General features: G+C 41.6%; 19 protein-coding genes. 7 read left to right on the forward strand and 12 right to left on the reverse strand.

The genetic code is table 11. From position 1 onward, the window contains the following. Positions 1-3 precede the first annotated feature (3 nt). The gene (locus Q0W26_RS03725) at positions 4-663 is read right to left on the reverse strand and encodes a 3'-5' exonuclease (RefSeq protein WP_342765333.1); all 660 of its coding nucleotides are present in this window, start codon (positions 661-663) and stop codon (positions 4-6) included. Between the two features lie 108 nt (positions 664-771). Here Q0W26_RS03725 and thiC point away from each other — a divergent pair, with 108 nt between their 5' ends. Beyond that, positions 772-2,046 carry a phosphomethylpyrimidine synthase gene (gene thiC, locus Q0W26_RS03730; RefSeq protein ID WP_298522557.1) on the forward strand — a complete coding sequence of 425 codons (1,275 nt, stop codon included), beginning with the start codon at positions 772-774 and terminating at the stop codon, positions 2,044-2,046. After that, positions 2,046-3,704 carry an ATP-dependent DNA ligase gene (locus Q0W26_RS03735; protein WP_298522559.1) on the forward strand — a complete coding sequence of 553 codons (1,659 nt, stop codon included), beginning with the start codon at positions 2,046-2,048 and terminating at the stop codon, positions 3,702-3,704. The genes thiC and Q0W26_RS03735 overlap by 1 nt, the downstream gene beginning before the upstream one ends. On the opposite strand, the gene Q0W26_RS03740 is transcribed toward Q0W26_RS03735, so the two are convergent. Continuing rightward, positions 3,701-4,333 carry a queuosine precursor transporter gene (locus Q0W26_RS03740; RefSeq protein WP_298522561.1) on the reverse strand — a complete coding sequence of 211 codons (633 nt, stop codon included), beginning with the start codon at positions 4,331-4,333 and terminating at the stop codon, positions 3,701-3,703. The two genes, Q0W26_RS03735 and Q0W26_RS03740, sit on opposite strands and share 4 nt — an antisense overlap. Before the next feature lie 85 nt (positions 4,334-4,418). Between Q0W26_RS03740 and Q0W26_RS03745 the strand changes: the two genes are divergently transcribed. Both Q0W26_RS03745 and glmM (Q0W26_RS03750) read left to right on the forward strand, forming a co-directional pair. Next, positions 4,419-4,817, forward strand: coding sequence for an OB-fold nucleic acid binding domain-containing protein (locus Q0W26_RS03745; RefSeq protein ID WP_298522563.1), 399 nt, complete (start codon positions 4,419-4,421; stop codon positions 4,815-4,817). Positions 4,818-4,881: 64 nt separating this feature from the next. After that, the gene (gene glmM / locus Q0W26_RS03750; protein ID WP_298522565.1) at positions 4,882-6,246 is read left to right on the forward strand and encodes a phosphoglucosamine mutase; all 1,365 of its coding nucleotides are present in this window, start codon (positions 4,882-4,884) and stop codon (positions 6,244-6,246) included. Positions 6,247-6,412: 166 nt separating this feature from the next. Here the strand turns inward: glmM (Q0W26_RS03750) and Q0W26_RS03755 are convergent, their stop codons facing one another. Genes Q0W26_RS03755 through glmU form a run of 5 tightly spaced genes read right to left on the reverse strand, consistent with a single transcriptional unit; the run spans position 6,413 to position 11,161 of the window. Further along, positions 6,413-7,549, reverse strand: a complete 1,137-nt coding sequence (locus Q0W26_RS03755; RefSeq protein ID WP_298522567.1) for a tetratricopeptide repeat protein — start codon at positions 7,547-7,549, stop codon at positions 6,413-6,415. An 18-nt stretch (positions 7,550-7,567) separates the two neighbouring features. Continuing rightward, positions 7,568-8,278 (reverse strand): anaerobic ribonucleoside-triphosphate reductase activating protein, encoded by a 711-nt coding sequence (locus tag Q0W26_RS03760; RefSeq protein ID WP_298522569.1) that lies wholly within the window; start codon positions 8,276-8,278, stop codon positions 7,568-7,570. Next, positions 8,278-9,378: a histidinol-phosphate transaminase gene (gene hisC, locus Q0W26_RS03765; RefSeq protein WP_298522588.1), complete on the reverse strand. Its 1,101-nt coding sequence runs from the start codon at positions 9,376-9,378 to the stop codon at positions 8,278-8,280. Before hisC ends, Q0W26_RS03760 begins: the two co-directional genes overlap by 1 nt. Before the next feature lie 2 nt (positions 9,379-9,380). Next, the gene (locus Q0W26_RS03770) at positions 9,381-9,863 is read right to left on the reverse strand and encodes a gamma carbonic anhydrase family protein (protein ID WP_298522571.1); all 483 of its coding nucleotides are present in this window, start codon (positions 9,861-9,863) and stop codon (positions 9,381-9,383) included. 14 nt (positions 9,864-9,877) lie between these two features. Beyond that, positions 9,878-11,161, reverse strand: coding sequence for a bifunctional sugar-1-phosphate nucleotidylyltransferase/acetyltransferase (gene glmU, locus Q0W26_RS03775; RefSeq protein WP_298522574.1), 1,284 nt, complete (start codon positions 11,159-11,161; stop codon positions 9,878-9,880). Between the two features lie 166 nt (positions 11,162-11,327). Here glmU and Q0W26_RS03780 point away from each other — a divergent pair, with 166 nt between their 5' ends. Both Q0W26_RS03780 and Q0W26_RS03785 read left to right on the forward strand, forming a co-directional pair. Next, positions 11,328-11,495, forward strand: coding sequence for a rubredoxin (locus Q0W26_RS03780; RefSeq protein ID WP_298522576.1), 168 nt, complete (start codon positions 11,328-11,330; stop codon positions 11,493-11,495). Between the two features lie 192 nt (positions 11,496-11,687). Further along, entirely contained in the window at positions 11,688-12,407 is a 720-nt protein-coding gene (locus tag Q0W26_RS03785; protein WP_298522578.1) for a DUF4012 domain-containing protein, read from the forward strand. A gap of 106 nt (positions 12,408-12,513) precedes the next feature. On the opposite strand, the gene Q0W26_RS03790 is transcribed toward Q0W26_RS03785, so the two are convergent. From Q0W26_RS03790 to Q0W26_RS03805, 4 genes are all read right to left on the reverse strand, one after another. Then, complete coding sequence (locus tag Q0W26_RS03790; RefSeq protein ID WP_298522581.1) at positions 12,514-12,924, reverse strand: pyridoxamine 5'-phosphate oxidase family protein; 411 nt, start codon at positions 12,922-12,924, stop codon at positions 12,514-12,516. 8 nt (positions 12,925-12,932) lie between these two features. After that, complete coding sequence (gene glmM / locus Q0W26_RS03795; RefSeq protein WP_298522582.1) at positions 12,933-14,270, reverse strand: phosphoglucosamine mutase; 1,338 nt, start codon at positions 14,268-14,270, stop codon at positions 12,933-12,935. Between the two features lie 8 nt (positions 14,271-14,278). Further along, the gene (locus Q0W26_RS03800; protein ID WP_298522583.1) at positions 14,279-15,517 is read right to left on the reverse strand and encodes a 2,3-bisphosphoglycerate-independent phosphoglycerate mutase; all 1,239 of its coding nucleotides are present in this window, start codon (positions 15,515-15,517) and stop codon (positions 14,279-14,281) included. 239 nt (positions 15,518-15,756) lie between these two features. Then, the gene (locus Q0W26_RS03805; protein WP_298522584.1) at positions 15,757-16,455 is read right to left on the reverse strand and encodes a TIGR00297 family protein; all 699 of its coding nucleotides are present in this window, start codon (positions 16,453-16,455) and stop codon (positions 15,757-15,759) included. A 194-nt stretch (positions 16,456-16,649) separates the two neighbouring features. On the opposite strand from Q0W26_RS03805, the gene Q0W26_RS03810 reads away from it, so the two are divergent. Beyond that, positions 16,650-17,252, forward strand: a complete 603-nt coding sequence (locus tag Q0W26_RS03810; RefSeq protein WP_298522585.1) for a hypothetical protein — start codon at positions 16,650-16,652, stop codon at positions 17,250-17,252. Between the two features lie 290 nt (positions 17,253-17,542). Here Q0W26_RS03810 and Q0W26_RS03815 read toward each other — a convergent pair. Continuing rightward, positions 17,543-21,535, reverse strand: a 3,993-nt coding sequence (locus Q0W26_RS03815) for an Ig-like domain repeat protein (protein ID WP_298522586.1), incomplete at its 5' end; no start/stop codon positions are given.

The raw sequence follows: 21,535 nt of genomic DNA on the forward strand, positions 1-21,535 counted from the left end.
TAATCATTTTCTAGGCAGAATCCTGTCCGGAGGCAATACTCCATAATGCTGATAGTACTGTGCCTTATATGTAATGAACGGGAATCTGAACTTGTCAGGACCGTATTTAGGATTATAACCGAATATGTTAATGTATTCTCCCAAATCATCACGTTCCAATTTCAGTTCCTGAGTAACATCATACAGTGCCTTAGTATCGTCAATTGCCCTGTGGAAATTGACTTCATCAATGCCGTAATGGTCAACCGCATCAGCCAATTTGTGAGGATACTCCTTCCTGTCTTTTAAAACTGTCAGTGTGTCGAGCCATTTCATGTTGCGGACAATGTCATCAGCTTCATCCGGATAATGCCTCTTTAACAGGAAGTAAATGAATGACAGGTCAAACTGGGCATTGTGGGCAATCATTACTGTGCCTTTGGTCAGTCTTTTTTTCAGGTCGCAGGCAACCCTTTCCTCGCTGATGCCGTCGTCTTTAAGCATTGCATTGGTGATGCCAGTAAGCTTTATGATTTTAGGTGAAATAGCCTGTCCTATATTGATGAATTCATCATATTCCTCAATGATTTTGCCGTCCTCAACCGTCAGCATTGCAAGTTCGATTATTTTGCAATCCCTGCAGTCAAGACCGCTTGTCTCGGTATCAAAATAAATTACTCTAATATTAACATCTCCCTACACTAAAATTTTATGTCATTAATATATAAAAAATTAATTCTATATACTTGAAAGGACAATATCATTAATGATTAGTCAACACGAGGGATAAATTTGACTCAGAAAAGTGAAGCACAAAAAGGCAACATCACCCCTGAAATGGAATATGTTGCAGAATATGAAAACATTGATGTAAACAAACTAGCTAGATTGATTGACAAGGGATTGGTAGTGATTCCAAAAAACGTTAACGGCCACTCAAAGCCATGCGGAATCGGTGAAGGATTGAAGACAAAAATCAATGCAAACATCGGTTCATCATCCAAAATCGATGACATCGAGCTTGAAATCAACAAGGCAAAACTGGCCCAGGAATACGGTGCAGATGCTCTGATGGACCTCTCAACAGGATCCGATTTGAAGCTATTCCGGAAAAAGATCATGGATGCCGTGGACATATGCATCGGAACAGTGCCTATCTATGAAGCGGGAGTCGTCACTCTTGGCAAAGGCAAGGAAATCATCGACATGGACCCTGACGACATCTTCAAATCCATTGAAAACCAGGCAAAGGAGGGAGTGGACTTCATGACACTCCACTGCGGAATTACAAAAGACCTTGTTCAAAAACTGAAAGCCGCAAACAGAATGATGGGAATTGTAAGCCGTGGAGGAACATTCATGGCCTCCTGGATTAACCACAACGATAAGGAAAACCCACTATATGAAAATTACGATTATCTTTTAGAGTTATCTTACGAATACGACATTACACTATCACTGGGAGACGGCCTGAGACCTGGCTGTCTTGCTGATGCAAGCGATATCCCTCAAATTCAAGAGCTTGTCAATCTCGGAGGACTGGTAAAAAGGGCACAGGACGCCAATGTCCAGGTAATGGTTGAAGGCCCGGGCCATATGCCTCTTAATCAAATCAAGGCAAACATGGAAATCCAAAAGACAATATGTCACGGAGCTCCGTTCTATGTATTGGGTCCTCTCGTAACAGACATAGCTCCCGGCTATGACCACATTACCGGAGCCATCGGAGGAGCGATTGCAGCAACAGCAGGGGCCAGTTTCCTGTGTTACGTGACACCGGCAGAACACCTCTCACTTCCAAGCCTTGAAGACGTCAAGGAAGGAGTCATCGCATCAAAGATTGCCGCTGAAGCAGCAGACGTTGCAAAAGGCCTTGACTCAGCATGGACACGTGAGCGTGCGATGGCAAAGGCCAGAAGAGAATTTAACTGGGATGCGCAATTCGAACTGGCGCTTGACAAGTCAAAACCTAGAAAATACCGTGACAAATGCGAACTGGACGATGATGAGATGTGCGCAATGTGCGGAGAATACTGCGCAGTAAAAATAGCAAAAGGTGATTTCTGATGAAATACCAGGAACTTGTGGACGTCTACTCCGCCCTTGAAGCCACCACAAAAAGACTTGAGAAAACTGAAATCATTTCAGAATTTCTAAAGAAACTTGACTCCGACACCATTGAAAAGGTCGGACTGTTGATTCTTGGAGTTGTGTTCCCTGCATGGAGCTCAGAGGAAATAGGCATCGGCGGAAAGCTGGTTGAAAGGGCAGTTGCAGAAGCAGTCGGAACAACACAGGCTGCCGTTGAGGATGCCGTTCGTGATGAAGGAGACATCGGTCTTGCATGCATCAAATTATATGCCAAAAAGTCCCAGATGACATTTTTCTCCCAGCCCCTGACAATCGATTTTGTATTCAACAGCCTTCGAAAGCTCTCCCAGATTTCCGGCTCACGCTCAACAAACCGCAAAATCGCAATTATCTTAGAATTACTTTCACAGGCAAGCGCTACAGAAGCCAAATATCTGACACGTACCATAACCGAAGAGTTGAGAATAGGCGTCGGTGACGGAGTCGTGCGTGATGCAATAGCTCAGGCTTTCGACATTGACAAGAAGGTTGTCGAAAGGGCACAGATGCTTACAAATGACTTTTCAGTCGTTGCCAGAACCGCAAAGGATGAAGGAGCAGCAGGCCTTGAAAAGCTTAACCTGACACCGGGAACCCCTGTAAAGCCAATGCTTGCCCAGCTTGCACCCCCTCTTGAGGAAATCATTCCGGAAATGGGCTGTGCAATATGTGAGACAAAATATGACGGCATCAGATTACAGGTCCACAGAAACGGCGATGAAATCAGGATATTCACCAGAAGGCTTGAAAACATCACACATGCCCTGCCTGAAATCGTTGAACTCTTTGACGAATACCTTCCTCATGAGGACTACATTGTGGAAGGGGAAGTCATAGCCACTAGGAACGGAAAGCCTCTCCCATTCCAGAACATCCTCCACAGGGTGAGAAGAAAACACAACGTTGAGGAAGCGATGGAAAACGTGCCTTTGAAACTGTACCTCTTTGACGTGCTGTACTATAAGGTTCCGATGATTGACGAACCTCTGTCCAAAAGGCGTGAGATTCTTGAAGAGATTGTGGATGCGTCCGTTGATGAAATGAACCTCAGTACAATGAAGGTCGGAACTCCAGACAACATCGATGAACTTCAGGAACTCTTTGAAACATCAATCGAAGGCGGCCATGAGGGAATAATGATCAAAGACTGCAAGGAACCATACATTCCAGGCCTAAGAGGCAAAAAGATGCTTAAATACAAAGCCGAACCTGAAACCCTGGACATGGTAATCGTCGGCGGAACATACGGCATCGGAAAAAGAGGAGATTTCGTGGGATCATATCTTGTGGCACTGAGGGATGAAAACAATGAATTCAAGACAGTTGCATATGCCGCAACAGGCCTTGACGATGCCACACTGGAATATCTGACCGGCAAGATGAAGGAGCTTGAAATCTCAACAAAAGGCCGTGAGATAAAAGTTGAGCCTAAAATCGTTCTTGAAATTGCATTTTCAGAAATAGTAGAATCTCCCGAATACGAAACAGGATATTCTTTAAGGTTCCCTGTTGTCAAAAACATAAGAAAGGACAAAAGCCCGATGGATGCCGATACAGTTGAAAGGCTGATTTCAATGTACAATACCGGAAATTAATTTTCAGGCAATTTTCTCACAAAAAGAATAGCAGTCCGTGTAACCGGATAGACCAGTATCTCATAGATTGTTTTGACAATCGCCTGAGTTGCAATCATTATGACCAGTGACTCAAGAGGCATTGTTCCGAAAAATCCCAATGTGATGAAAATCAGTGCATCAAGGCTTTCACCAAAAAATGTTGAAGAAACGCATCTCACAAATAGCTTTTCTTCATCCCACTCCTTAAGCATCACCATCAGTTTTGCATTTACGAATGAACCTATGAAATATGCTACGAATCCTGCTATAAGAAGTCTTAAAGTGGCTCCCAAAACGACACTGTATGCATGAGAATTTTCAAAAAATGACGGAGCCGGAAGTGCCATTGCGATATTGTAGCAAACAATTGCAAAGACATTGATGATGAAACCTAAAATAATTACTTTTTTTACCTTTTCATATCCATAGATTTCAGTCAAAACATCATTTAGAATATAGATGAGCGGGAAAACTATGATGGAACACGGAAGAATAAGTGAAAAGCAATCGAAGGTTTTCCCAGCAATGATGTTTGATATAATCAGACATGCAGTATATGTGCCTGTCAGCATTGCAAACATTTCCATCTTTGTTAGATTTTCAAACATGATAATACTATATCGACAAACATAAATAAATTTTACAAGATGAAATCCTATCGAGTATATTTAACATTGACGACAAGTAAAGCGTATGGAAATTACAGATGACAAATTACTTAAAATAGCACTGATAACATGCCTTGTCGGAATAATCGGACTTATAATCCTTACACCGACAATCGAAGTGAAGAAAGTTGAAATAAAAGACATCACACGAGCGATGATTGACGAGGAGGTTAGCGTCGACTGCGTGGTAACCGACGTTGCAAGGTCCTCTTCCGGAAGCAGCTATTTTTTAACAATCAATGACGGGACAGGCCAGATACAGCTTATAATTTTTGAAAATCAGGTTGCGGAAATTCAATCGAACAATTTTGATATTGAAGACTTCAAAGACCGTAAAGTGGAAGTTACCGGCAAAATCACCGAGTACAAATCCGATTTGGAGATGATTTTATCAAGCGGAGACAGGCTGAAAATAAGAAATTAACAAATAGTTATTTATTGATTGAACACCAAAAATAAACATGATTAAACTTATAGGAAATTAAAATATGTCTGATAAAAAAAGATTATTCGGAACTTTCGGAGTCAGAAGAACTGCAAATGACGTTTTGACTCCCGAGTTTGCATCAAGGCTTGCAGCCTGTTACGGTACCCAAATCCAAGGAACCGTAGCGGTTGGAGGAGATACAAGAACATCAACGTTAATGTTAAAGGAAGCCGTTAAGGCTGGACTTTTATCAAGCGGATGTGACGTGGTCGATTTAGGAATACTTCCTACGCCTGGCGTTCAGTATGCAGTCCGCAAATACTATGACGGAGGAGTGATGATTACCGCTTCACACAACCCTCCAAAATATAACGGGCTTAAATTCCTGGATGAATTCGGTATTGGAATACCTGATGAAATGGACATAGCAATCGAAAAGCTGTACTTTGATGAGGAACCTAAAAGGGCACACTGGTCTGAAATAGGCCAAATCTATCACAATGACAAAATCATCGACGAATATGTCGACGAGGCAATATCCAAAGTGGATGCTGACGCCATTCGTGAAGCCAAACTGAAAGTTGTCGTTGACTGCGGAAGCGGAGCGGGATGCTACACCGCACCATACCTGATTAGAAAGCTCGGATGTGAAGTGACTACACTGAACTCACAGGCTGATGGATTTTTCCCTGGCCGTGACCCTGAACCGATCGAGGAAAACCTTCAGGAACTCATCAGCGTCGTCAAAGAATTGAATGCAGACATCGGTCTTGCACACGATGGAGATGCTGACAGGACAATCTGTATTGATGAGAAAGGAAACTTCGTTTTAGGAGACAAAACATTCACACTCGTTGAAAAGCAAATGCTTAAGGAAAACAATGGAGGAACAATTGTCACTACCGTTGCAACATCCCAGGCAATCTATGACGTTGCAGAAGAATACAACGGCAAAGTAATAGCTACTGCCGTTGGAGACCTGCTTGTTGCACGTAAACTCAAGGACGAAGACGGACTCTTCGGTGGAGAAGAAAACGGAGGACTCATTTTCCCTGACTTCGTATACGGAAGGGATGCTGTGATGACCGTTGCCAAAATCCTTGAAATAATCGCAAAGGAGAAAAAACCTTTATCAGAACTTGTATCAGAGCTTCCTGTTTACTATGCAAGCAAAATGAAAATCGAATGCCCTGACGATGAGAAGGAATTCGTCATGGACAGCATTGCTGAAGAAATCAAAACCACCACTGATTTTGAGCTTGATTTAACAGACGGAGTTAAAATCCTAAAAGAAGACGGATGGGTGATTGTCAGACCATCCGGAACCGAACCGATCTTCAGATGCTTTGCAGAGTCAGACTCACAGGAAAAAGCTGACGAAATGACAGACTGGGGAATAAGTTTAATTGAAAAATACAAAAAATAGAAAAACACCACAATTTTTGTTTTAATTATATCGCTTCCAGATATAATTAAAATAAACATCACCCTAAAAAACTTAATTAAAATAATAGCTACTTTTAAAATAAATGACTTCAGTTCATAAACCTGCATTGCATTTCACTGACATATGCATGAAAAAATAGAAATTTCTAGAAGTATTCCAAACACTCTTCCTTAAGGAAAAATGCATCCTCATTGTCCGGATTTCTAAGCAATACCATGTTGAAACTGTCAACAGCCTCTTCAAACTTGCCCAATTCCATCAGAACAACACCCTTATTAAGTAAAAAATCGATATTGTGCTTTTCAAGTGCAATTGCTTTATTGAAACATTCCAAAGCTTCATCAAATTTGCCTAAATCAATATATGCATTGCCCATTCTGTTGATTGCACTTGCATCCATTTCAGAATCATCCAGACATACTTCAACGGCCTTGTCAAATGATTCAATGGCCTCTTCCAACCTTCCCATATCAGTCAGGAGGTTTCCCCTTGCATTCCACACTTCGGGATTTTCGCCGTCAATGACTATCAGCTTATCGTAAACCCTTAGGGCCTGGTCATATCTTCCAAGCATTTCCAGAATGAATCCTCTCCAATAAAGCACAATCGGACTACTTGGACGGTAGTTGTAAGCTATGGTACTTGACTTATATGCCTCTTCAATTCTTCCTGCATTGAGAAGAGCGATGGCCTTGTTGTTGAGAATATATTCATTGTCTGGCTCGAATTCCAATGCCCTGTCGTAGCAGTCTATGGCCTCGTCGAACTTGCCGAGCCTTGAAAGGTTGTCGCCCTGCTTGTTCAGCAGATATACATCATCAGGATCAAGTCTAAGGGCAGCGTCATAGCACATTGTGGACTTGTCGAACTTACCGCTGTCGAAAAGGATATCCGCCCTTTTTGTAATCATTGCCTTTTCATCAATCTTGTCGCCTTTCCAATCGTCAATGTCAAGCTTTTCAAAATAGATTATCTGGAATTCCTCTGAATCATCAATATGGCCCCCGTACATCTTCTTGAATTCCCTAAGCATGTCGTAGGCATCCTTGAAACCTTCGTTTCTTGCAAGCTCGTCATCATCCCTGATGTCTGAAAATGAGATGTTTTCAACGTCTGTAACCAGGGCCTCGAAGATTTTCATCTTTTCTTTGGAAACCAGGTTCCAATAGCAGTAGAGCCGGTCTCCCTTTTTAAGCGGAGTCTTCCATGCTTTACGTATTGTTCTTGTTTTCTTACCGGTAATCACATCAATATCATTACTTGAAAATGACAAAATAGGCATTTGACTCCTCCTTAAAATTTATTCTATAGTTCTTTCGCCGAATTCAGCTGACTTCACCTTTATCTGGCCTTCAAAATAAGGCATGATTTCACGGGCCAGCTTTTCGAGGTCATGGGGATTTGGAACCGCAACCTTCTCAAGGGCAGGGTCGAGGACATTCTTGTTTCTGAACTGCTGGATTGTGTAAATGTCCGCTTTGAGGTCATCTGCAAGATTAATGATGTCCTTTTTGGTGTGGAGTGTAGGAACGTAGGTTGTTCTTGCCTCCAGATGGACATTTTCGTCTGCATGAATCATTTCCATTGATTTTTTAACCTGGAAACCGACATTTGAACCTGTAATCTTTCTGTATTTTGAAAATACTGTTTTGACGTCAAGTGAAACAAAGTCGAGAAGCTTCAAATCCAACAGCTTTTGAATTCTGTCGGGATAGATTCCGCTGGTGTCGAGTTTGGTTTTAAGCCCTATTTGCCTGACGTATGTGAATATTTCAATCAGCGCGTCAAGCTGCATCAGAGGTTCGCCGCCTGAAATCACAACAGCATCGAGAAAATCGGCTGAAGAGTCTATTTCCTGCTTTATCTCTTCAAATGATTTGACGGTTGCGTCATCCAAAAGCTCCACATTATGGCAATATCTGCATGTCAGAGGGCATCCTGACATGAAGATGACCAGTGACATGTTTCCATGAAACTCAACAGAGGATATTACAGATCCACCAACATACATCAGCCTAAAACCTCATTTATTATTTCAATGAATTTCTTGTCCTCTTCAAGGGTGCAGATGCTTATCCTAATCCAGTATTCATCAAGTCCCTTGAATGAAGTGCAGTCCCTGACGATGATTCCTCTTTTCATAAGTTCCAATGCCAATTCGGAAGCAGTGAATCCTGTGTCCTTAATGCCAATAAGCATGAAATTGGATTTGGACGGGAACACGTTAAGGGAATCTATTTTTGAAAGCTCATCATATAAGTATTGTCTTGATTCTATTCCCTTTTCGATTGAATCCTTGATATATTCCTTGTCCCTGAAAGTATTGAGCGCCGCAACAAAGGACAGTCTGGTAAGTGAGAATACCGGCTTTATCCTGTGCATGTATTCGATAATCTGCTCGCATGCAAGTCCGTAACCGATTCTCATTCCTGCAAGTCCCAATACCTTGGACATTGTGCGGATGATGAATATGTTGTCGAATTCGTTGATTAAGTCCTTGTTTGTGACTTCTGAATATTCGAAGTAAGCCTCATCGATGACAATGAGCGTTTCGGGATTTCTTGATGCGATGTCTTTGAGGACATCCTTTTCAATGAGTGTTCCTGTAGGATTGTTCGGAGTGCACAAAAATATCATCTTTGTCCTGTCTGTGATTGCATCGAAGATGGAATCGACGTCCAGTTCGTTTTTGTCGAGGTTCCATTTCGCATAGACAGGATGTGCCCCGTACTGCTGGAGCAGGTATTCATAGTACATGTAGGACGGCAGAGGCACTATGAACTCGTCGCCTTCATCTATGAATGTCTTTGCCAGAACGTCAATGATTTCGTCTGCACCGTCTCCGCCGATGATTACCTGATTGTCATTAACGCCTGAGTATTCGGCTATTTCTGCTACAAGCTCTTTCAACTGGGATTCAGGATACCTGTTTATTGAGCTGATTTCATCCCTGATGGCCTGCATTGCCTTTGGAGAAGGACCCCATGGATTTTCATTGGATCCCAATTTTATTATCTCATCCTTGTTCAGTCCGAATTCCTCAGCAATCTCTCCCTGAGACCTGCCCGGAACATATGAATCCATTTCATCTACTATCTTTCTTGCCTTCATCATCAATCTTCCGCATATTGTTTAGAAAGTTTAACGTAATTGTCCGCATTTTCCTGAATGTGAGCAATCTGTTCGTCTGAGAGTTGCCTGACCGCTTTTCCCGGAACGCCTAAAATCAGGCTTCCTTCTGGAAATTCCTTTCCTTCACTTACTACAGCTCCCGCACCGACTATTGAGTTTTTGGATATGTGTGCGCCATTCAGTACTGTTGCGTTCATTCCTATCAAAACGTTGTCGTCCAGTGTGCAACCGTGAACGACTGCGCCGTGGCCAACAGAAACGTTTTCGCCTATCACTACTGGAAAACCTTTTGTGCAGTGAACAACACAGTTGTCCTGAACATTGGAATTGTTTCCGATTGTTATGGAGTCGGTATCTCCCCTCAATACGGCACCGTGCCATATGGAGACGTCCTCTCCGAGTTCAACATTTCCGATTACCTGTGCGCCTGGGCATATTACAATAGAGTCTTTTTTATTTTCCATAATATCGCCGATTTTTATTCTTTTTTCTTATTCTTGTCTTGTATTATATGATTCTGTTTTACCAATACGCGTGTATCGGAGGGGACATCATCATACAGTAAAACCCCAGAACCTATTGTTGAGTTGTGTCCGACCTTTACGCCAGGTGAAAAGCTTGAGTTGATTCCTGTCTTGACGGAATCTCCGATGATTGAACCCAGCTTTCTTCTTCCGCTGTCTATCATCTGGTTTTTGATTTTTGTCTTGACCGGACGGTTGTCGAAACGCAGGTTTGCGATGTTTGTTCCGGCGGCAATGTTGCAGTTGGACCCGATTACTGAGTCTCCGACATAACTAAGATGGCTGACGTTGGTGTTTTCCATGACGATTGAGTTTTTGATTTCAACCGCATTTCCGACATGTACATGGTCACCGAAGTAGGAATTGCCCCTGATATAGGAGTTAGGACCTATGTCACAGTTCTTTCCTATGTAAACGTTTCCTTCAATGTAAACTCCTGAACGGATTATGCTTCCCTCATCCAAAAATATTTCACCATGTATGTGAACGCCGTCCTCGATTACCCCCTTGATTTCTGTTTCAAGTTGGCTTATGAGCTCTTCATTGACTTCAATGAGCTCCCATGGGCGGCCGACATCAATCCAATCCTTGTTGGTTTTATGGCCGATTACTGTCTTGCCGTCAGCTATCTGCATTGACACCGAATCTGTAATCTCATATTCTCCACGTTCGGAAAGTTCAGTGTTTTCTATCTTATCGAAGATGTCCTTGTTGAATATGTATATTCCAGCATTGACCAGATTGCTTGGTGCCTCTTCCTTTTTAGGCTTTTCGACAATCTTTTTGATGTTTCCGTCTTCGATTTCGACTACACCGAATGCAGACGGATCCTCCACTTCCGTGAGAACCATCAGTGTGTCCGGCTTCATGTAGTTGTATTTCTTTATGATTTCATTGATGATTTCATCATCCAGAATGATGTCTCCGTTCAAAACTATAAGACTGTCTTCAATGAAGTCCTTTCCATAGGAAATCGCATTTGCGGTTCCTAAAAAATCATCCTGAGTCTTGTATGAAATGTTCACACCGAACTCGCTTCCATCACCGAAATAATCACGAACCATCTCTTCCTTATAACGTACAATCAACAAAATATCTTTGATTCCGTTGGCTCTCAATGATTCAATGTTATATTGAATGATAGGTTTTCCAGCGACTGGCAACATGGTTTTAGGCTTTGTTAGTGTTAACGGCCTCATTCTGGAACCTTCACCAGCACTTAAAATAATTGCTTTCACTTTGACTATCCCCTTAAATCTAATCTAATAATATTATATGTGTAACTCATAACTTATAAATTAACTTTACCTATCAAATAAGTAATTATAAATAATATTAAGAATATAGTGAAAACATAATTAGCTGTTACTTTGTAACAGTGAAACTTAAAAGGAGATTATTAAAATGACTGTCTATGTATGTTTACACTGCGAATACAGATTTGATACAGAAAAAGGCGACCCTGCTTACAACATTCCTGCTGGAGCAACTCCTGCAGACATGCCAGACGACTGGGTTTGCCCAGAATGTGCTGCTCTTGGAGTAGACGCATTTATTGCAGAAGAAGAATAATTCTTCTTCTCAAAAATTTTTTTTAATTTGAAAATATCTTTTACTCTTTTTGGCTTTTTATCAAAAATTTACTTAATGTTTATATAACTTAATGATTAAATAAATAGATAAGATTAAGTTAAATTCGTTATACTTTTACACTGAAATTAATTATTACAACTTGATTTTAAATTCAAATTAAGGAATTAAAAAATGAAGAGATCAAAAAAACTAATTATAGGAATACTTCTCGTGATTTTAATCGGGCAGATAGTGTTCATAGCAGGCACATTGTTCATGACTCCCGATTTAACAGCAGAAAGTAAAAATATTTTAGTATTGGCTTCAGGTAAAGACGAACAGCCTAACGGAAGTGTCGACATGGCATATATGGTTCATCTCGAAAACGGATCACTTGCCAACTGGACACCAGTGTATCCGGGAGGTATGACTCACCCTTCACAGCCTGCACCTGGCGGTCTGAGCGGACGCATGTACCTTCACGACTGTCTGTGGGACGACCCTAACCAGGGTATGGACTATGCAAAAGAGATTGTAGAGGCAAATACCGGTATGCATGCCGATGCGGTGGTTATCGTTTACGACGAAGCAATCGAAAATGTAATTGATGCTGCAAGACCACTTTACGTGGACGGAGAAGTGACAAACCTTAGTGCCGTTGACGTGATTCGTTCGAATGACGCATATAACGGTTATGCAGGTAGTGAAAATGTTCCTGGAACCATGTCCAGAGGAGATGCTGTAATGGTATTGGCCAAAGCCATTGCCAATGCAACAAAAAATCCTGAAAAGAAAAGCGCAATGGTTCAAAAGGCCCTTGAGGAATATTCACATGGAAACATTCTCATGAAACCTGAAGGTTCATTTACAAAATTGCTTGCTACAAAAGGATTTGAAAGAATAGCAGGATAATCTTTAAAGAATTAATTTTCTTTAAAGAACTTTTTTTTATTTTAACTTTAAAAACAGATAATTTAATCGACTGATTTTGAAAAAAAAGAAAAAAGGAATGATATAATTAGAAATTATAAGATTCCATTATTGCACCGGTAATGTCGCGCAGTTCTGCGGTGGCATCTTCCAGGTGGAAAATTGCCAGTTTGAAACCGGTTTCGTCATTGTATATTCCTTGCAGGAACTCGTTTCCAGCAACAATGCTGTCTGCAAACTCGTAGGTTTCTTCAAATACTGCCTTTCCGTAGTATCTTAAGAAGTCAGTTCCGACAACGGCTGAAATTTCAACGTTAGGGTTTGCGGTCAGTTGCTTGCATACTTCTTTTTGATTTCCGATGCCGAAGTAGATTTTGCCATCCTTTAAAAGGTGGAAACCTAAAGGTCTGACTTTCGGTTTGTCGCCGTCCACGGTCGCCAAGTAAAACACTTCTGCATCGTTTATGAAATCATCTATCTTTTGTGGTCCTTCTACCATTATATCACCTATAAATTATCATTAATGATCTTTACGCATTTGTCTTTTATTTCTTCTGCACGGTCTGCATCTCTTGATTCAAGGGTTATTCTTATGTAGTCCTCTGTTCCGGATGGCCTTACAAGCACCCAGCTGTCATCTGCAAGTGTAAGCCTTACGCCATCGATTGAATTGACATCAACGATATCGTCAAATGCACCCTTGAGTAGTTCCTCCATGTTTTCCATCACCTTGATTTTAGCCTCTTTTGAGCAGGTGATCTTTTCACGGATATTCGGATATGAAGGGATTTGCGCAAGCAAATCAGAAAGTTTTCCTTCTTTTGAGACTATTTCAGCCATCCTCAAACCTGAAAGGATTCCGTCCGGACACATGCAGAAGTCCGGATGCAGCCATGTTCCTGATGGCTCACCGCCGAATGCCGCATTCTTTTCAATTATCACTTCGGCCACATTGACGTCACCTACAGGAGTTCTCAGCACTTCCCCTTTTACGGATTCGTCCATGCACAGTCCTGCATCGACGGTTGTTACAATGTCTCCGTCGAAGTGTTTTGAGATGAGTGCAAGAAGTGAGTCGAACGGTGAGATGTTGCCCTCTTCATCAACTGTTATCATCCTGTCTGCGTCACCGTCGTGTGCAATTCCAAGGTCTGCTCCGATTGCCACAACAGTCTTCATCAGATTTCCAAGGTTTTCAGCATTAGGCTCAGGGTTTCTTCCTGGGAAAAATCCGTCAGGCTGTGAGTTCAGGGTTGTCACTTCGCATCCTGTCTTTCTGAATACTAAAGGTGATATTTCGCTTCCGGCACCTGATGCGCAGTCGATGACCACTTTCAATCCATCTTTGATGTCTACCATATCCACCAAGTCGTCAACGTATCTTCCTTTTATCTCTTCATTGACGCTTAGGGAACCTACCTTGTCCCAGCTTACTGAAATGTAATCCTTATTTGCATAGATTTCCTCGATTTTCGCTTCCTGAGCGGATGTGTATGCCATACCGTTCTTGTTCCACAGCTTGATTCCGTTGTAGGGGGAAGGGTTGTGTGATGCTGTAAGCATGATTCCCGCATCTGCATCGAGCTTTTCGGTAGCATAACCCACCAATGGAGTTGGAACCATTCCTATTTTGACCACGTCAACGCCGCTTTCAAGAAGCCCTGCGCATATTGCCTGGTCAAGCATCCTGTTGGTGGTTCTTGTATCATAACCTATCACGACTGTTCCTTCGTTTCCAAGATAGTATGCAAGGGATTTACCGACATTCAATGCAAGTTCACATGTCACTTCAGAGCCTATGAGCCCCCTGATTCCGGATGTTCCAAAGAGTTTTTTTGCTGCCATGCCCTCACCTACGCTCCGAACTTGTGGGCGTAATTCATCAAGTCCATCATGATGTTCATTACATCTGACCCTCTGATTCTGTTTAATCCGCCTTTTGCGCATGCCCTTTCGGAGAATTCCTTGACGTCGTCAACCCTTACTTCAGGACCCCTGATTATTACAGGCACCGGGTCTCCTGAGTGGTTTTTGACTGAAATTGGGGTTGAATGGTCGGCTGTGAGATAAATGTAAACATCTTCAAGTTTGATGAGTTCACTCATGACGACTTCATCGACCTTTTCTATGAATTCCTTTTTCTCCTTGATTTGGCCGTCATGGCCTGCCTCATCGGCACCGTCAATGTTGATTAAAAAGAAGTCGTGCTCTGAGTTTTTCACCTGGTCGATTATTGTGTCACGGATGTTGTCCAGGTTTGTGTCGATTCCGCCGGTCACGTCTTCCATTTCAATGATGTCCATTCCTGCAAACCTTCCGATTCCCATGATGAGGCCGGTTTCTGCAATGCATGCGGAGTTTACTTCATACTTGTCGTTTAGAGGCTCGACGCTAGGGACTTCGCCTGCTCCACGTGGAATCACGATGTTTGCCGGAGGCTCGCCTGCTTCGATTCTTTTGACATTGACAGGATGGTCCTTGCTCATTTCATAGGTTTTGACGACCAGCTTGTTTAGGATGTCTGCTGTTTTTGCGGCTTCCGGGGTGTCATCAAGAGGTTTTACCTCTTTAGGCTTGTTTCCTTCAACCTTAGGGTCTGCGTCGCTGACCTTTCCTGAAAGGCCTTCGCCCCTTAAAACCAAAACTGCCCTGTGGCCTGTGGATTCCTTGAATATGATTTTAACGTCAGGATAGTCTTCAAGAACCATAGTGTTTAAAACATCGACTATGTCTTTGGTTCCTTCCTTGATTCTTCCGGCACGCCTGTCTGTGACGACTAAATCGTCATCGACTGTTGAGAAGTTGCATCTGAATGCAATGTCGCCAGGCAGGACTTCAACACCGACACCATTGGCTTCGAATGGACCTCTTCCAGTGTAGACTTCATATGGGTCGTAACCTAAAATTGACAGGTGTGCTGTGTCACTTCCAGGGATGATTCCAGGAGCTATTGAGTCCATGATTCCTGTAATTCCTTCTTCGGCCATCTTGTCCATATTTGGAGTGTGGGCGGCTTCGAGAGGAGTTTTATTTCCTAATTCTTTAATTGGACGGTCACCCATCCCGTCCATGATTAAAATAAGACCTTTCATAAATATCACCTTAATAAAATATACTAAAATAATCTTTATTTTTAATAGTTAAAATAATTATTTAAAATGAGTTCATGAAAAAATTAAAAAATAATTAATTGAAATTAATCAATTAACTTTAAAAACAGAAATTATAATTTATTAATTTCTTCAATGCTTAAACCTGTGAAAGCTGATAATTCATTAATATCAGCTGATTTTTAAATGAAGATTCTGATTTTAATCAACCGAAAAAAGAGTTACATCAATATGATTCCAACAAGAGCGCCGACGACAGTTGCAATCAGATTAACATGTTCATTATTGATGATATGCCTGTTTTCAAGAACGGCACCTAATATGCTGTCTGCAAAACAACCTATTGTTCCGGAAATTATTGAAACGGCAATTGCTGTCAATGAGTCAGGCATGATGCCCAATAGATATGATGCAATACCGATGATTGCAGCGCCTACAATTCCTATTGCAGTTCCAAGAACTGAAACCGCACCGTTGGTACCCGGATCCACCTTTTGGAATGTGGTAATCAAGCGAGGATGCTGGTCAAGCACTCCGATTTCAGAGGCCAAAGTGTCTGCTGTTGCAGTGGCGATTGCCCCTATGAAACCTCCGACAAACGGCAGATAATATCCTCCGAATGCCGCCATGAAACATGCAACCACACCATTGGAGATTACGTTTTTGGAAGTACGCCTTCCCTCGAATTCACCAAGGGACATCTTGTATTTTCTTGAGTATTTAGTGGCGAGCAGGGACATTACTAAAAACAGCACAATGAGAAGAAGCCAGTTGGCTCCCGCCGAGAATATGATTACAATGCCCATTATAATCATGACTGCGGAACCGAAGAGGTCCAGGGATTTCCTGTAGTATGTAATGAAACCCAAAATAAACAGAAGGATTACATATACCCAATTAATCATTATCGCTTCAACCATAATTATCAACTAGATTTTTGTTCGAAATTATATAAATAGATTTACATGTTATTTTTTGGCGAAAATCATATTTCATCTGATTTTTAAAAAATGATACTTCGATTTATACCTTATTGCACTTCAAAAATATAAGTATCGATTAAATGAAATGATGATTCTTATGACTTCAAATATAAAACTGAACAAAAAAATTCTTGCTTTGCTTAAATTGTGGTTGCTCCAAGCTTCGATTTGCTGCATGCGACAATAAGGGCGACGAGAAAGGCGGATTTTTAACATTCACATTAACAGATGCAAACGGCAGCACAATATCAAACAAAAGCGTGCAGATGGCATTTGACTGTGCAATTTACAACGCAACCACAAATGACAAAGGCATCGGAAGTCTGCAGGTCAATCTGGCAACAGCCAATGTATACACATGTGCAATTTCATTTAAAGGCGATGAAAGCTATCTTGCTTCATCTTTGGCAGTGACAAAGCTAACAGTCAGCAAGAAGAAAACAATAATAACCTCTTCTGCAAAGACATTTAAAGTGAAAGCAAAAACAAAATCATTCAGCGTAACTTTAAAGACTGTTAAAAATGCATTTGACGGTAAAACCTACCTCTACAAAGGCAAAAAATTGACATTGACCGTCAACGGCAAAACATATACTGCAAAAACAGATGCGAAAGGCATTGCCAAATTCAGCCTTAAGATAACCAAAAAAGGCAAATACACTGCCAAGATTAAATTTGCCGGTGACTCAACATATAAAGCTTCAAGCAAATCCGTGAAAATAACAGTCAAATAATTTTTGGGAATTCATTTCCCACATTTTTCTTTTTTTGTTGAAACATGACCCCAATGTTTTGGCCATGACCTCTCTTTTTTCATGCCGCAAGAGGCTTCGATTTTTCCACCATTTTAATTGAAATAACGAGCAAGTATATTGAAAGTTTTAGATTTATTATGTAAAATATCAGTCGTTAATGTGATTAAAATAAGTGTTGCATAATAAAAAATTAAAGAAGAAGTTGGTAATATATATCAACTGATACAAATTTACCAATTTTTAAAAAAATAATGAAAAATCAGGAAGAATCATTTCCTGAATCTTCTCAATTGCGCTGTGCCGACAGCCAATATGATCAGCAGCAATACCCATATCGGATTACCTGTTTCATAGCTTGATAATGCAATGCCTTCAGCCTTGTTTGAACCGTGACCTTCTCCGTGATTATTATTGTTATTGTCATCCACAACAATGTCGGTTATGGTTTCGTTGGCATCGTATTTGTCATCACCTGAGTAGTAAACATCAACTTTATGTTCACCTTTATTCAATCCCGGCACTTTGAATATTGCCTTACCGTTTATGACCTTTGAAGTGTATTTCTTGCCATCCACAGTAATTGTTACTGTTCCTGTTGCATCTTCAGGAAGATTTACTGTTACGGTTCCGTCGTCACCTATCTCAATGTAGTCCCCGTCAGCGGAAATCGGTGCCTTGGACTTTGTGACTACAAAGCGTGTTGTAGTTTCGCTTGGCAGGTATTTGTCGTCACCGTGATATGTTACAATGGCAGTATATTCGCCGGCAGGAAGGTTTGAAACCGGTATTGTTACTCTTCCATTCCTTATTTCTCCTGAATAGTCAATGCCGTCAATTGTTACTGTCACACGTCCTGTTGCATCATCAGGAACGGAAATCTTGATGTTTTCATCTTTTCCGACTTTGATGTCTTTTGAAGATGCATCGACTTTTGAAGTGATTTTCTTAACTTCAAACTGGCCGGTGGTGAAGTTTGCATCATACCTGTCATCTCCCCAGTATGTCACTGCAATTGTCTTGTTGCCCACAGCCAAACCGTCAACCTCGAATGTTGCGGTTCCGTTTTTGATTGTGGCATTGTACTGTCTTGCATTGATTTCAATGAATATTATGCCTGTTGCGTCTTCAGGAACTGTTACAACAATGTATTCTGTGTCTCCAACATAGATGTCATGTCCTGTGACGCTGATTTCAGTAACCAATTTAGGGATTGCGACACTTGACTCTATTGTTTTTGATGCATGGTCGTTGTCACCTGAGTAAACCACTTCAATGTCATGGACTCCGCCGGATACGTTATTCAGGTTGACTGTAGCAACGCCGTCAATTACTTCAGCAGTGTATGTCTGGTTTCCGACTCTAACAGTCACATTACCTGTCGCATTGTCTGAAACATATACTTTAACAGTGCGGTTTCCCTGATCTGCAACACTCATTTCAGTGTCTTTTTGACTTACAATGAATGTTGTTGTATTGGTTGATTTCAGGTATTTGTAGTTTCCGTTGTATGTTACTGTCACTGTGTATGTGCCTTTTGGCAGTCCTGAAATTACAAGTATTCCCTGACCGTCGCTGACAGCCACTGAGAATTTGCCGTCCTCATAGATCGGTGCGCCTAGGATTTCATCCAAGTCAAATGTGAACTCTTCACCATCAATGATGACAGTGAGATTGCCTGTTGCGTCTTTTGGAACTTCAAACATGATTACTTCGTTCTGGCCTACCAATATGTTTTTGGCTGTTGGAATCACATATGATGGAACCTTGTTCACGTCAAATACTGTGTAGTTGCTGCTTGGGAGGTATTTGTCATCACCAATGTATGTTACGTTTACAGGATAGATTCCATTCGGCATGCGAGGTATTTGTATGGTTCCTGTACCGTTTGTTACGTTTACGTAGTATCCAACGCCGTCAATGTCAATAAGCACCTGTCCGGTTGCATCGTAAGGAACTGTTACTGTTATTGTCACGTTTTCACCGACGTTGATGTCAGTTACTGTAGCGCTTACGTGTGATTTGACTTTGGATACGGTGACTGTAGCTGTTGTGTGTGCGCCTTGGTAGTTTTCATCACCTGTGTATTCGACAGCTATTGTCTTGGTTCCTTCAGTCAGGTTATTGACTCTGACAGTGGCAGTTCCGTTAATCACTTCTGCAGTGTATTTTACGCCGTCAACTTCGATTGTCACATTTCCTGTTGCGTCTTCAGGAGCTTTAACTGTGATTACTGTATCTTCACCGACACCGCCAGGAACTGTTATGATTTCGATTGGGGAATCATATTTAGGTCCGGTTACGGTAGCGTTTACGGATGAAGACGCATGAGTGTCGTCTCCGCTGTAGATTACCTCAACGCTGTTTTTGCCCGGAATCAGATTATCTGCAGTTATTGTAGCGGTTCCGTTTATGACCTCAGCAGTGTATGTGTCATTTCCGACTTTAACTGTTACGTTACCTGTAGCATTATCACCGACAACCACAACAACAGTGCCGTTGCCGTAGTCAACAACCTTCATGTCAGGAACAGCCTTGGCTTCCTTAACAGTCAAGTTGCCGATTGTGTAGTTGGCTGAGAAGTTACCGTCACCAGAATACTCAACAGCAAATGTCTTATCACCGGCAGTTAAATTGTCGATAGTGACAACAGCAACACCATCCTTAATCTCACCAGAATATGCCTTACCATCAACATAAACTGTGACATTGCCTGTAGCGCCTTCAGGAGCATTAACTGTAATGACAAGAGGTTCTCCTTCAGTTACTTCAGAGACATCGACTTTAATTGGTGAGTTATACTTAGGAGCAGTTATCTCAGCAGTAGCATTGGACGCCTCGTGAGTTGCATCACCAGAGTATATCACTTCAACTTCATGTGTGCCCGGAGTCACATTGCCATCAAGCTGAACAACAGCAGTACCGTTGACAACAGTAGCATTATACTCCTTATCACCCACTTTAACAGTGACATTACCAGTAGCATTATCACCTACAACCACAACAACAGTACCGTTGCCGTAATCAATGACCCTCATGTCAGGAACAACCTTAGCCTCATCAACCTTGAAGTTAGAGACAGTGTAGTTGGAAGCATAATTGTCATCACCGGAATATTCAACGACGAGTGACTTATCACCAGCAGTTAAATTGCTTATTGGTATTGTAGCAGTGCCGTTTACGATTTCAGCAGCGTATTTATGACCATCAATTGTTACAGTCACATTACCAGTGGCATTTTCAGGAACTTTAACGGTAACTGTAGCGGTTTCACCTTCAGTCACTTCAGTGACATTAATCTCGAAGGCAGTGTCATACTTAGGACCGGTTACAGTAGTGTTGATTGAAGAAGCGTCATGAGTACTATCGCCTGAGTAAATCACTTCAACATCGTTTTTACCAGGAGTTACATTGTCCAATGTTATTGTAGCAGTGCCGTTGATTACTTCAGCAGTGTAGGTATCGTTTCCGACTTTAACTGTGACATTACCAGTAGCATTATCACCGACAACCACAACAACAGTACCGTTACCTTGATCGATGACTTTAATGTCAGGAACTGCCTTAGCCTCTTTGACAGTGAAGTTGCCGATTGTGTAGTTAGCGGAGAAGTTACCGTCACCAGAATACTCAACAACAAATGTCTTATCACCAGCAGTTAAATTGTCAATAGTGACAACAGCAACACCATCCTTAATCTCACCAGGATATGCCTTACCATCAACATAGACAGTGACATTACCAGTAGCGTTTTCAGGAACCTCAACAGTGACAGCAAGAGGTTCACCTTCAGTTACTTCAGAGACATCGACTTTAATTGGTGAGTTATACTTAGGAGCAGTTATCTCAGCAGTAGCATTGGACGCCTCGTGAGTTGCATCACCAGAGTATATCACTTCAACTTCATGTGTGCCCGGAGTCACATTGCCATCAAGCTGAACAACAGCAGTACCGTTGACAACAGTAGCATTATACTCCTTATCACCCACTTTAACAGTGACATTACCAGTAGCATTATCACCTACAACCACAACAACAGTACCATTGCCATAATCGATGACCTTCATGTCAGGAACAACCTTAGCCTCCTTAACAGTCAAGTTACCAATTGTGTAGTTAGCGGAGAAGTTACCGTCACCAGAATACTCAACAGCAAATGTCTTATCACCAGCAGTTAAATTGTCGATAATGACAGTGGCCACACCATCCCTAATCTCACCAGGATATGCCTTACCATCAACATAGACAGTGACATTACCAGTAGC

The organism is uncultured Methanobrevibacter sp., from assembly GCF_947169325.1.
GTDB lineage: Archaea > Methanobacteriota > Methanobacteria > Methanobacteriales > Methanobacteriaceae > Methanocatella.